Source organism: Parasporobacterium paucivorans DSM 15970 (assembly GCF_900141895.1).
GTDB lineage: Bacteria > Bacillota > Clostridia > Lachnospirales > Lachnospiraceae > Parasporobacterium > Parasporobacterium paucivorans.
This window is the reverse complement of record NZ_FQYT01000005.1, coordinates 74,393-87,563: the sequence shown is the minus strand read 5'-3', so window position 1 is coordinate 87,563 and position 13,171 is coordinate 74,393. Positions and strand designations below refer to the sequence as shown.

Here is a 13,171-nt window from a genome sequence, read left to right as displayed (position 1 = left end):
AAATAAACACCAGCAGATGTCTATTCTGCATCAGGATTTCCGTATTTACGCACTTTGGGGGCATATTTCAGGGTATCCAGTTTATCCAGTTTCTCCAGTTTTCTGTAGATACGTTCCCATCCGCATTCCATGTTCTTGTCGACTTCACACATGCCATTTTTGGCACCCCCGCATTGGCCGTTGACCAGACTTTTCGAGCATGCAGTAATCGGACAGATTCCTCCAGTGTAATTCAGATAGCATTCCCCACACTGTGCGCAATCCACATTCAGCGCAGTCACACCCTGAAATCCAGGTAATGGATAGGTATCGCAGCCGGCGCATACTCTTTTCTCTGTGAATTGATCCGCAACGGTCTGAACACCCACACCACAGGAAAATACCAGTATGGTGTCTGCCGCATTAAGATCGGCCATATACTTCTCCAGCTGCAGCTTCAGATTATCCGGATTGCAGATGTAATCCCTTGTCATGATCCGGGTCACTTCTTTACTGTCCGAAAGTTCCTTCTGCAGTTCATCCGCCTGGTGTTCCGGAAAATAAATCTCCTTACATCCATGGCAATTAATGACCACAGTTTTTCCCTTAGCCAGCGATTCGATTATTTCTTTTGGTTTTAGTTGGGTAATCAGCATATTATTTACCCTCCCTTATGGCAGTTTTTCCAATTTTGATTCTCTCAACAATTGGGATTTTTGAGGAACAAATATATTCGCAGCATCCACATTCAATACAATCCATCACGTTCTGTGTTTTCATGCCTTCCCAGTCTTCTGACAGCGCATATTTTGTGTAGTACAATGGGCGAAGCTCCATCGGGCAGACGTCAACACAACGTCCGCACTTGATGCATTCCACCGCTTCTTTGCAAATAGTTTCGACAGCGACGATTCCGTTAGAGCACTTCAATGCCGGGACATTCAGATTTTCTATTTTGATTCCCATCATTGGACCGCCTATTTTAATGGTAACGTCATCACCTTCCACACCGCCGCAATAGTTGATGATTTCTTTGACTGATGTACCATTTTTTACGATATAGTTGCCAGGATTGATCATTCGCTCACCGCTGACGCTTACAGCACGTTCAATGAGCGGCATGCCTTTTTGAATGGCATCAGAAACGGCTTTGGCTGTACTCACGTTGGCTACGACAGCTCCGACATCCATCGGAAGTCCTCCTCGTGGCACCTCTCGACCCATTACACGTTTGATCAGCATCTTTTCTGCACCCTGTGGGTATTTCGTTTTCGCAGTAACGATCTCGATGTTTGGCATATCTGCCGTTTTTTCCTGCAGCAATTCGACTGCATCCGGTTTGTTGTCTTCTATGGCTATCACGCCTTTTTCCGCTCCCGACGCTTTCATCATAGCTTTCAAGCCATAAATCACTTCATCTGCATACTCTAGCAGAACCCTGTGGTCCGCCGTTAAAACCGGCTCGCATTCGCAGCCGTTGAGTAAAACCAAATCAATAGGTTTAGGTGCTTTGAGTTTGACGGCAGTAGGAAACCCTGCGCCACCCATTCCGACAATACCCTTGTCCCGTACAATTTCGATGATTTCATCCGGAGTAAGACTTTCAAGCTCTCCAGCCGGCTTTACGGACTCGTGGAGCGTGTTCATTCCGTCTGACTGGATGATGATGGACAACGTTTCCGTTCCATTAACCGTATGCGGCCGCATTTCTATGGCTACGACGGTACCGCTGACGCTGGCGTGAATCGGACTGCTCACAAAGCCTTGGGCTTCGGCAATTTTCTGACCCATCTTTACATGCTGTCCGATTTCTACGATGGGCTGAGCCGGTGCACCAGTATGCTGCGCCATCGGAACGACTAATGTAAGCGGATCCGGAAAACGCACTAATGCCAGATGGTCACTTAATTCCTTGTGTTCGACCGGATGTATTCCACCATAATATCCTTCGTACCGATTTTCACGGACCGATTTCACGTATTCGCTGACGAACTTGAAATTCACCTTGGAATAATCACGGATTTCCACAGGCTGGTTCAACAGTTCATCAAGTCTTCCCTGTTTTTCCAGTCTTTCATAGATGAGCTGCCATCCGCAATCCATCTCTTTGTCCACTTCACATTTTCCGTTTTTGGCACCTCCGCATTGTCCGTTCAACAAGCTCTTTGAACAGTCCACGATAGGGCAGATTCCTCCGGTCATGTTCAGATAGCACTGACCGCATGCTCCGCATAACGTGGTTGTCAATGCCATTCCGTGATGTCCATCCACGGCAATGGTGTCGCTTGCAGCATAAACCGGAATTTCCGCCAACCCTGTAATCGTCTGAATTCCCAGACCGCATGAACTAACAAACACATTTTTGGTTCCTTCTGGAAGAAGCCCTTGAAAACTTTTTGTTGTCAACGGTTCGTTGCACAGAAAATCAATCTTTGCACGGCCGACGACGTTTTTGCCCTGTTCCCTGGCAATGTCTTCAAACAGACCACAGTCCGGCTCATCAAAACTGACGAGTTCCTTAAAGCACTTGTTGCAGGCCACAACAAACAAGTCATCCTTGTCTGCCAGAACCGCATCCAGCTCTTCCCTTCTCTTTAACTTAAATTTCGTGTAATCCTCCAATTGCATGCCTCCTTAAACTTAGACTAACCAAATACCTATACACTCAAATCATACTATACTTGTACTAATTTTAATACTAAAACTATTATGAATTTTATCACAATATTATGTCATTTTCCAGTATTGTTTAATAATTATCTATCATCCAATGCATCCTGCTTCTTATTCTCCACTTTCAACCTTCCGTCCGTCGCTTTATATTATTAGGCGGCTGCCCGTTGAAAGATAATTCACACTCTCTCCCATCATTGATTTTAAACGTTCATATGCCGGGATTCCCGTGCAGTGGCAGGTGTAGAACATGGCGCCGGTACTTAACAGATATGATCCAATTTCTGCCATCGCGTCAGAATTCTCATATTGTTCCGCGCCCCGGTTATAAAGATGAAACCCGCCGATAACATGACTTGGCTTCCCGTTTTTATCTGCACGGAAGTGCTCCAGTATATTTACAATCCCGGCATGAGCACATCCAGCAACCAGAACCGTATTTCCATTTTCTTTGATTACAAGGTTCTGTTCGTGAGAAAAATCATCCAGTTTATACGATTCGCCCTCCCTCATAAATAAATCCTGATTGCCTGGCGGTTTCAGCCTGTTGCCCTTTACGCCCGAAAACAGCTCCAGCTCCTCATCGATGACAATCTGCCCTTCCCCAAAAACAAAACGATCATCTGACATCAGGGTTTTGTCCAGACCAATGTATTTCTTTTCACCATTGGATCGATTTGCATAGTAGTCGCCAAACGCCTTTTTGCCGAAATAGATTTTTGCACTGCTATTCATTTCCAGGAAAGTCCTGAGTCCCCCGCCATGATCATAATGTCCATGAGAAATAACCGCCAAATCCACCTTTGATAAATCAATCTGCATTTTTTCTGCATTTTCAGCGAACAGCCCACTGGCTCCTGTATCAAATAAGATCTTATGATGATCAGTCTCTATATATACGCTTAATCCATGCTCGCTGCCTAAAGATTCAGCTGTTGAGGTGTTTTCCACCAGCATTCTTATTATCATATCTCCACCAACTCCCCGCTTCGTTAATCACACATCAGATTCCTTTGTTGCGTAATTCTTCATTAATAATAACATTATCAAAGGGAGTTTTATATTCTGACTGATTTTCAAAATCCATTACTGCCTTTTTAACTCTGTTCAGGGATGCGATTGTTCCCGGTCCAGCAATGCAGCCACCAGGGCAGGCCATGCCTTCGAGCAAATAGCCGTTCTTTTTACCGGCTTTTGCCATTTTCATAAGCTTTACACATTCCTCCAGAGTCGATGCACCTTCCACATTGATTTCTCTTAAAGGATCCATAATCATAGCCGTCCTTTTTACTGCATCAGCCACTCCGCCTGCTATTGCATATCCCCGCCCCAGCGTAGAAGCATCCTGTATTTCTCTGGATACCTCAATTTCCGATAATTCTATTCCTTTGGCAACAATCATGCCCATAAGTTCTTCAAAGGTAATCACAAAATGAACATAATCCTTAACATCTTCTCTCAATGCCTCTAATTTCTTTGAAATACATGGCCCTATAAATGTTATCTTTGCATGTGGATCTTTTTTCATAATATGCTTTGCAGTCTCGACCATCGGAGAAGCAGAGTCCGATATATACTCGTACTGGTCGGGAAATAACTTTTCAACCATTAATGTCCAGGAATTGCAGCAGCTTGTTCCCATATAGGGAATTTCACCAGGTACTTTTTTGAGGAATTCTTTTGCTTCATGAAGAGTTGTGATGTCTGCACCCAGACTGACTTCTATCACGTCCTCAAATCCCAGCTGTTTTATTCCTTCAAATATTTGAACCGGAGATGCCAAAGGTCCAAACTGCCCCAAAAATGAAGGGGCTATTATGGCGTACATGTGAACATTGGTCTTCAGTGATTTGATCAGCTGATATATCTGAGATTTATCTGCAATTGCTCCATATGGACAAAGAGTTACGCAGCTGCCGCATGATACGCACCTGTCTCTGTTTATCTGGGCCCTCCCTAAATAATCACTGTCTATTGCGTTAACGCCACAGGCAGCGGCGCATGGCCTTTCATATTTTACAATTGCACTGAATGGGCAGGTTTCTTTGCATCTGCCGCATTTAATACATTTTTCATAATCGATAACCGCCCTGTTCTTTCCCATAGAAATCGCATTTGTTGGACATACATTCGTACATGGATGGGCCAGGCACTTTCTGCAATTGTCCGTCACATAAAAAGCTTTCGTCGGGCATGCCTCACATGCATGAGTGATGACATTTACCAATGGCTCAATAAATTGCGTTTTATCCACATCCACTTCAGAAATCCCATCCGTAATGCGGTGGTATTCTGTTGGCTTTCTTGCGTCCAGGCCCATTGTCAACCTCAGGCGTTCTTCCACTATTGCTCTTTCTCTGAATATGCTGTCTCTATACCTGCCAACCTCACCAGGCAAAAGATCAAACGATGATTTCTCTAATTCACTCAAATCAGAACCGTCATATGCCATCTTTGCAATTGTTGCAAAAACTTCTCTTCTGATATTAATCAGATTAACATAGCTTTCTTTCATTGAAATATTTCCTCCGAGGTTTCCGATTACTGGGTTCTCATTTTATTGATGATTTTTTCCATTACAGTCTGGCCGGTAGCATTGAATATCGGCTCGTCATCAATTACTACTACGGGAGCAATCTTTTTATTCGTTTTTTTGCAGAATCCTAAGCACTTGACCACCTCAATATCCAGCCCTTCCATATCGAATTCGTCCATATCCTCATTCACGATGTCCTTCAATCCCTCTATCTGATCCAAAATCCCCATTGCTCCCAGCAATGTGCAATTTGAACCTACGCAAACCTTCACCTTCATGTTGTTCCTCCCATTTTCATTTTCCTGTGTCGCTTATACCGAGCACCTCTTAGCACATTATATCTCTGTTCATTAACATTTACAATAAAAGCAAAATATCGGATATTTCGTCTGAGAGCATTGATACGTTTTACGCATTAGACATTCTGGATTAATTTGATATAGTGTATTTATTAGAGCTGTTAAATATTATACAAATCGTGAAGGAGCCTGTCATCTTGGATAAACAAAAACATGATTTGCTTGAGATTTATGAAGAGTTTCATGCGAATATGGACAAACCTGGTTTTCGTCCGCTTATTCGATGTGCAAGTAAAATATTTGATGCTCCTGTTTTGTTTACAGATAATCAGTACCGGCTTATTTCTTTATTCCCAGCTAAAAAAATTGGTGATTTCGTCTATGACACACTGCTGAAAACCGGCTGCCTGCCCGATGAAACCATCAAAGCTTTCCATGAAGAGTATCTTAAAAAACCTGGCACAAGGTATCAGCCATTTTTTGAAAAAGATGGTCTTGTCAAAAACTTTCCGAGAATTTTTGCAGAAGTATACAATGATGCGACCGTTATTGGCCATATCGCTGTTTTTCTTGAGGAAAAGGATTTTAAGCCATGGCACCTGGAGGCAGCGTCAATCCTGACCAGTACTCTGAGGATTAAAATAAACCTGACGAGTCAGGTTCCCTTAGTTCATTCCTACAGTTTGCAAAGTTTATTAAATAGAAATACAACAAAACAGGAAAAAGCTCGTGCCATTGTTCAACTGTCCAAAATAAACAAGGAACCTGCGTTGCTTCTGGTAGCACCTCTCGACCAGATAAAATCACAGCATGCCTTCGCTTCTGTTGCGATAAATTATTGTTTGCATAATTTCCCTAGCTCCCTGCCAATAATATATAACGACGACCTGGTGATCCTGCTTACAAACGAAAACGAACAGACCCTTCTGACAGCCGTTGCTGAAAAAATTTCAGAATACCTGATGCAATATAAAATTCTTTGTGGCGCCGTCAATCCTGTGACCGATATATATTCTCTTCCCGATTATTATCTTCAGGCAAGGCTGACTGCTATCTTCCGTTACAGAGACGAGGTCACAAACAACAATTTGCATACACCTTTATACTATTATCACGAAATTGCTCCGTCTCCCTTGTTTTTGTATCTGAGCCAGCATGAAGAATATGCGTGTTTCATTCACCCGGCTCTTGAGAAAATCAAGAAATACGATTCAGAAAACAACACCGAATTTTACATGACTTTGGAATGTTTCTGCAAGAATTTGTTTCAGAAAAATGAATCCTCGGAACATCTGCATATTCACAGGAACACACTCAATTATCGACTGAACAGAATTGAAGTACTGTTCGGATTAGACCTTAATGATTACAAAACATTATTGTCCCTCTTAATAAGCTTAGAAATGATAACATATCAAAAATAAGATGGAGCTCCTGAAAAAATGGAGCTCCATCTTAAATACCGGTTCTTTAAATGGACATACCTACTCTGGCACCTTCATATATTGCTTCCAAAGCGCTTCTTGCCTGTTTTGCATCGCCGATAACATACACTTCTTTTGCAAGTTTTTCTACATTGTCAAATTGTGCCTCTGGCTTGGATCCCACAGCAAAAATGATGTTGTCGAAGCCTTCTAATGCGATTTGCTTGCCATCTTGTTCTGCAAATACTGTTTTACCCTCAATCTTTAAGACCGTAGTATTTTTATATACCTCAACGCCTTCATTCTTAAAGCGTTTAAGAAGATCGTCGCGAACGGTCATATATAAATCCATGGCAATATCTTCTTTCATTTCAACCACGGCAACTCGCGCGCAATAGTCTTTACAGAATTCAGCCGTTTCAACCCCAACCATTCCGCCGCCAATCACCAAAGCGCTGTTTCCAAGTATTTTATTTCCAACAAGTACATCATTGGCCATAAACACATTCTCTGCATCATTTCCAGGGATATTCAATTTGAATGGTTTTGCTCCCGTGGCAACAATGAGCACATCTGGTTTTTCGGATTGTATGAATTCTGCATCAACGGTTTTATTATAAACCATATTTACGCCGTTCTTTTCACACATATGTTTGTAAAATTTGATTGGTCTGGTCAATTCCTGTTTGTACGGAGGATAGGAGGCAATTAAGAACTGACCGCCCACTTTATTCTGTCCATTCTTTTCATACAAGGTCACATCATGTCCGCGTTCCGCCGCTATCCATGCAGCTTCCATGCCGGCAACACCTGCACCGATTACTATTACTTTTTTAGGAGTTTCGGTCGGATCATACTGGACATCTTTACGGTTGTTGCTCATTGGATTGAATATACAGGAAACCCCCCAGTCGCCCTCCTGCAAAGAGTCATGGTCATTAAAGGACATACATCTTTGAGTGCATCCCACGCAAGGTACGATATCAGCAAGATCCCCACCCGCCATTTTGTTTGCGAATTCCGGATCAGCAATGGATTGACGTCCCAAACAGACAAAATCCGTGTCACCGCGTTCAATGGATTGTTCTATGACAAAAGGATCGGAAAATCTACCTGCAAGCATAACCGGAACATGGACAGATTCCTTTATCCTTCTGCAAATTCTCCAGTTCCAGCCCTGTGGCCAGGCTGTTGGAGGAACAATTACATCCCATGCGGCGTATGTACCAGCAGAAATATTCAATGCATCTGCACCATATGACTCCAATAATCTGGCAAATACAACTGCCTCTTCTTCCTCGAGACCGCCTGCTCTTCCCTCAATGGAATCCATTCTCACGATAATGGCAAAATCTTCACCACACTCTTTGCGGATTCCTTCAATTATTAATTTGTGAAAATATGATCTCTCTGAAACTCCACCGCCAAATTCATCAATTCTTTTATTTGTGCGTGGACTCATAAATTGAAGTCCCATATAACCATGAGCGCTATGGAATTCAATTCCGTCAAAGCCTGCTTTTTTACATCGAACGGAAGATTGTATGTAAGAATCAATCAGCTCATATACTTGTTCCGTAGTATACTCATTAACCGGTTCTCTATAAACAACTGAAGGGATGGAGGATGGTGCGGTTGGTGTCTGCCCGATCATTGCAGAAGAAGTTTCCCGTCCTGCGTGATGGAGCTGAACGATCGCTTTCGCTCCTCCAATGTGAATCGCATTTGCTAATTTTGTCAACCCTGGCAAGTACTCGTCTGAATATAATTTGGGTTCGCCCGGCATGCCCGGTGCCCGTTCATCAACCGCAGCAATTTCGGTAATAACAATTCCAAATCCGCCTTTGGCTCTGGCGCCGTAGTAATCACAGGCCATTTTTTTGATTGTTCCATCTTCCTCACACATTGCAGAATCCATAGCCGGCACTACCAATCTGTTCTTCACAAGCATTTTACCAATGTAAAGAGGTTTGAATGTTGATTCAAAATTCATCACTTATCACTCCATTCTAATATTTTTAGCACATTTATCCACTTTATTCAGAGGATTTTCTAATTGCTTACTTAAATTATAACTATTCGTGCTGGTTTTGTCCATATTCATTTTGACAAACAATTAACGAGCCTTAGTGCATTTTACCAAATATGTGTCGCTTCCATATAGATAATCAGTCATATTTTTCTGGTATTCACCACTTTCTTTCGATAAATTTATTTAATAAAGAATGGCTGTATGATATATTATTATTAGAAAATCCAATCCGTAAAACCATTGATTGCTCATGAATTATATGTACATCACAGGGGGGTGGAATTAATGTCCAAAAAAAGCACCGGTTCAAGCCATTCCAACAACCAAAGCAGTGAATCAGCCAGAACCTTTTCTGCAGAGCTGTTGGAAATGGCCAACTTGGAGACCGAATCCGTCTTGGGACACCTTGAAACCAGACTTGCAGGGCTAAGCACTTCCGACGCTGATTTGCGTCTGAAGCGGTATGGAGTCAACGAATTTGCCAAAGAAAAACGGCTATCTGTTTTGATGCATCTAGTGAACAATTTAAAGAATCCTCTGGTCATTTTGCTGGCCGCTCTTGCGCTTCTCTCTTATCTCACCGGAGATCTGCGTGCAACACTTGTCATCTCCGTAATGATCGTGTTGGGAATCATACTTCGCTTTTTTCAGGAACTTCGTGCCGATAATGCGGCGGCAGCACTCAAAGCAATGGTCAGCAATAAGGCAACGGTTGTACGCGATGGAAAAGAAGAAGAAATACCACTTAAGCTTTTGGTGCCCGGAGATATAATAAGTATAGCTGCAGGGGATATGATACCGGCAGATGTACGCATTCTATCTGCGAAAGATCTGTTTCTCAACCAGTCGGCGCTCACCGGAGAAGCAATGCCTGTTGAAAAAAGTTCCGATATTGCCGGCGACGAACTTGATAATCCTCTTGAAATTCCCAACCTCTGCTTTTTAGGATCGAACGTGGTGAGCGGAACGGGCATTGCTGCAGTTATACATACAGGAGGGAAAACATATTTTGGTGCACTTTCTGCCAGTATTGTCGAGAAGCGGGAACTGACAAGTTTCGATAAAGGGATTAACGGAATCACCTGGATGATGATCCGCTTTATTGCGGTCATGGTTCCTATTGTATTCCTTGTAAATGGATTCAGTAAACACAACTGGATGGAGGCCTTCCTTTTCGCCATGGCCGTGGCAGTAGGGCTGACTCCGGAAATGCTGCCTATGATCGTATCGGTCAACCTTTCCAAGGGTGCCATGATGATGTCCCGCAAGAAGGTCATCGTAAAGCGCCTGAATTCCATTCAAAATTTGGGAGCCATGGATGTGCTGTGCACCGATAAGACCGGCACCCTTACAGAGGGAGAGATTGTACTGGAGAAGCATCTCGATGTGCACGGAGAAACAAGCGCAAAGGTGCTGCATTACGGATACCTGAACAGCTACCACCATACCGGGTTGAGGAATATTACCGATGAAGCGATTCTGAAACATGGGGATCTGGAAGAAACTCTTCAGGCAAACGTAAAATACCACAAAATTGATGAGATACCTTTTGATTTCACCCGCAAACGCATGTCTGTCATTGTGGAAGATGAAACCGGCATGAATACACTCATTTGCAAAGGTGCTGTTGAGCAAATCATGTCGTGCTGCAGCCGTGTGGAAATTGATGGCAATATTCTCCCTATGCTGCCTGAATACAAAGATAGTGCGACGGAAACCGTGAGCGGACTCAATGCGCAAGGCTTCCGTGCAATTGCCCTTTCATACAAGGAAATGCCGGGTGCGCCTGATGAGCCTGTCTATGAGATTGGGGACGAGTCAGAGCTTATACTTCTGGGCTTTTTAACCTTTTTTGATCCACCTAAAAAATCGGCACCAGAAGCATTGAAGCAGTTAGAAACTCTGAGTGTGGATGTAAAAATCCTGACAGGGGACAATGAGGTTGTAAGCACTTATATTTGCAAAGAGGTCGGTCTTTCCTCCGGCGGTATTCTTCTCGGTCCTCAAATAGAGGCCATGAGCGAGGATGAACTTGCAAAAGCGGTAAACAATACGAGCATATTTGCCAGGCTGTCACCTAATCAAAAAGAGCTTATTATTCATGCCCTGCAAAAAAACGGTCATGTGGTAGGGTTTATGGGTGACGGAATCAACGATGCTCCTGCGCTGAAAGCTTCTGACGTCAGTGTTTCGGTAGACAGTGCCGTGGATATCGCCAAAGAATCGTCAGATATCATTCTTTTAGACAACAATCTGCTTGTTTTGGCTCAGGGCGTAATGGAAGGGCGCCGTGTATTCGGAAATATTATAAAATATATAAAGATGGCGGCCAGCTCCAACTTTGGAAATATGTTCAGTGTAGTGGGGGCTAGTGCATTTCTCCCATTCCTGCCAATGCTTCCTATTCAGGTCCTAACCAACAATTTATTGTACGACTTTTCACAAACAACAATCCCGTCGGACGAGGTTGATTCAGACTGGCTCAAGAAACCCCGCCAATGGAAAATCAGAGGGATCGAGAAGTTCATATTAATTATAGGACCGATAAGTTCGATATTTGACTATCTGACATTCTTCATCATGCTTAATATTTTTAACTGCTGGAATAATCCGGCTTTGTTCCATACTGGCTGGTTTGTGGAGTCGATTTTTACGCAGACCATGATAATCCATGTTATCCGGACCAACAAAATTCCGTTTATCCAAAGCCGGGCAAGCTGGCCGCTTATTATTTCCTCCGTTGCCATTGTTTCCGCTGCTGTTTTTCTTACAATTTCACCTTTAGCAAAAACTCTTGGTTTCGTACCACTGCCCTCTTTTTACTGGTTTCTGCTTGCTGTCATGATGGTATGCTATGTAGTTCTCACACAGCTGGTCAAAACATGGTTTATCCGGAAATTTGGTGATTGATTGAAGTATTGCTTCCATTATGATTGGATGTGCTGCAGCTCCCTATCTTCGTACGGATTTCTTCATCTTCTTTAAATATACCGGAATCATCAGCAAAATTATCACTGATCCACAAGCTGCAAAGCCTATCCTGGGATTGAAATGGTCAGCAAACCACCCGGCATATAAATTGCCAAAGGGTGTCGAACCAGCAAAAACAAGAGTATAGATGCTCATCACTCTCCCACGGTATTCATTGCTTGAATTAATCTGTAAGGTTGAATTGACGCTTGATAGAAATGCAATCAGGAAAAAACCAGTAATTCCAATCAGCACTCCCGTCACAAAGAACAAATGAGTATATCCAGTAATTATAAGCAATGCTCCCACCACCACAGGCGCTGCACTGACCAGTAGCTTGTTGGGGCCTGTTTTGCTCGATATGGCTATATACATGGCCCCCAAAAATGAGCCCACCCCCATAAACGACATCAACAGCCCAAAACCCATCTCTCCTGAATTCAATATTTCAGCCGAAAACACCGGAATAAGAACATTGAAATTCGGAGCAAAAGTTCCTACTATGGCTAAAACAAGCACAGCATAAGAGAGCGTTTTGTTTTTTAAAATATATCTTACACCGCCTTTTATTTGTTCTGCTATGTTCACCTTTGCCTTATATGCGTTTTGTATGTAATTTGGCTTAATAAAAAAAAGACTTATGATGACTGCCGCAAAGGAAATGGAGTTGACGAGGAAACAAGTTCCAATCCCCCAAAAACTCATGACCAGCCCAGCAACTGCCGGTCCAATAATCCTTGCCAAATTGAATGTCATTGAATTGAGTGCAATTGCATTCATTAAATCTTCCCTGCCAACAAGTTCGATAACAAACGACTGCCGCGCGGGCATGTCCAGGGTATTCACTATACCAAGTGCTGTTGCTAAAATGAGGAGATGCCAATACTTTATCTGACCACTCCATACCAGAAGCACAAGAATGAGCGTAATAATCAACGAAGCCAATTGCGTTAAAAAGATAATGTTTTTCTTGGGAAATCTATCAACAATAACGCCTGCAAACAATGCAAAAATAAGCATAGGTGTAAATTGCAGCGCACCTATCAGACTAAGCAACAGCGGCGATTTCGTCAATGTATACGCAAGCCATGGCTGGGCTATGTTCTGCATCCATGTTCCTATCAACGAGATGAACATGCCTATAATGTAATATCTGAAATTCTTATGTCTCATCGAGATAAACGGGTTGTTAAAACTTTTCTTTATTGAAGACAATACATTCATAAAATCACTTCTTTCAATTTGCTGACTCATAATC

At 42.8% G+C, this 13,171-nt stretch carries 9 protein-coding genes; 2 read left to right on the top strand and 7 right to left on the bottom strand.

Annotation, left to right across the window (positions count from 1 at the left end; all coding sequences use genetic code 11):
- Window positions 1–20: 20 nt before the first annotated feature.
- From BUA79_RS03130 to BUA79_RS03110, 5 genes are all read right to left on the bottom strand, one after another.
- A complete protein-coding gene (locus BUA79_RS03130) occupies window positions 21–635 on the bottom strand; it encodes a methylenetetrahydrofolate reductase C-terminal domain-containing protein (protein WP_073992901.1) in 615 nt (204 codons plus the stop codon).
- 1 nt (window position 636) lies between these two features.
- Entirely contained in the window at window positions 637–2,607 is a 1,971-nt protein-coding gene (rsxC, locus tag BUA79_RS03125) for an electron transport complex subunit RsxC (RefSeq protein WP_242941629.1), read from the bottom strand.
- A 189-nt stretch (window positions 2,608–2,796) separates the two neighbouring features.
- On the bottom strand, window positions 2,797–3,621 hold the full coding sequence (locus tag BUA79_RS03120; RefSeq protein WP_073992899.1) for an MBL fold metallo-hydrolase: 825 nt from the start codon (window positions 3,619–3,621) through the stop codon (window positions 2,797–2,799).
- A 34-nt stretch (window positions 3,622–3,655) separates the two neighbouring features.
- Window positions 3,656–5,167, bottom strand: a complete 1,512-nt coding sequence (locus tag BUA79_RS03115; protein ID WP_073992898.1) for a 4Fe-4S dicluster domain-containing protein — start codon at window positions 5,165–5,167, stop codon at window positions 3,656–3,658.
- Between the two features lie 26 nt (window positions 5,168–5,193).
- Window positions 5,194–5,466 carry an NAD(P)H-dependent oxidoreductase subunit E gene (locus BUA79_RS03110; protein ID WP_073992897.1) on the bottom strand — a complete coding sequence of 91 codons (273 nt, stop codon included), beginning with the start codon at window positions 5,464–5,466 and terminating at the stop codon, window positions 5,194–5,196.
- A 218-nt stretch (window positions 5,467–5,684) separates the two neighbouring features.
- On the opposite strand from BUA79_RS03110, the gene BUA79_RS03105 reads away from it, so the two are divergent.
- On the top strand, window positions 5,685–6,911 hold the full coding sequence (locus tag BUA79_RS03105; RefSeq protein ID WP_073992896.1) for a PucR family transcriptional regulator: 1,227 nt from the start codon (window positions 5,685–5,687) through the stop codon (window positions 6,909–6,911).
- A 46-nt stretch (window positions 6,912–6,957) separates the two neighbouring features.
- Here BUA79_RS03105 and BUA79_RS03100 read toward each other — a convergent pair whose 3' ends face one another.
- A complete protein-coding gene (locus BUA79_RS03100; protein ID WP_073992895.1) occupies window positions 6,958–8,904 on the bottom strand; it encodes an NAD(P)/FAD-dependent oxidoreductase in 1,947 nt (648 codons plus the stop codon).
- Between the two features lie 324 nt (window positions 8,905–9,228).
- On the opposite strand from BUA79_RS03100, the gene mgtA reads away from it, so the two are divergent.
- Window positions 9,229–11,853, top strand: a complete 2,625-nt coding sequence (gene mgtA / locus BUA79_RS03095) for a magnesium-translocating P-type ATPase (protein WP_073992894.1) — start codon at window positions 9,229–9,231, stop codon at window positions 11,851–11,853.
- Between the two features lie 42 nt (window positions 11,854–11,895).
- Here mgtA and BUA79_RS03090 read toward each other — a convergent pair whose 3' ends face one another.
- Complete coding sequence (locus BUA79_RS03090; protein ID WP_330389173.1) at window positions 11,896–13,167, bottom strand: MFS transporter; 1,272 nt, start codon at window positions 13,165–13,167, stop codon at window positions 11,896–11,898.
- Window positions 13,168–13,171 lie beyond the last annotated feature (4 nt).

Bases quoted from the DNA above. Each gene is read 5' to 3' on its own strand.
- BUA79_RS03130 (WP_073992901.1), bottom strand. From the start codon at position 635: ATGCTGATTACCCAACTAAAACCAAAAGAAATAATCGAATCGCTGGCT.
- BUA79_RS03120 (WP_073992899.1), bottom strand. From the start codon at position 3,621: ATGATAATAAGAATGCTGGTGGAAAACACCTCAACAGCTGAATCTTTA.
- BUA79_RS03110 (WP_073992897.1), bottom strand. From the start codon at position 5,466: ATGAAGGTGAAGGTTTGCGTAGGTTCAAATTGCACATTGCTGGGAGCA.
- BUA79_RS03115 (WP_073992898.1), bottom strand. From the start codon at position 5,167: ATGAAAGAAAGCTATGTTAATCTGATTAATATCAGAAGAGAAGTTTTT.
- mgtA (WP_073992894.1), top strand. From the start codon at position 9,229: ATGTCCAAAAAAAGCACCGGTTCAAGCCATTCCAACAACCAAAGCAGT.
- BUA79_RS03100 (WP_073992895.1), bottom strand. From the start codon at position 8,904: ATGAATTTTGAATCAACATTCAAACCTCTTTACATTGGTAAAATGCTT.
- rsxC (WP_242941629.1), bottom strand. From the start codon at position 2,607: ATGCAATTGGAGGATTACACGAAATTTAAGTTAAAGAGAAGGGAAGAG.
- BUA79_RS03090 (WP_330389173.1), bottom strand. From the start codon at position 13,167: ATGAGTCAGCAAATTGAAAGAAGTGATTTTATGAATGTATTGTCTTCA.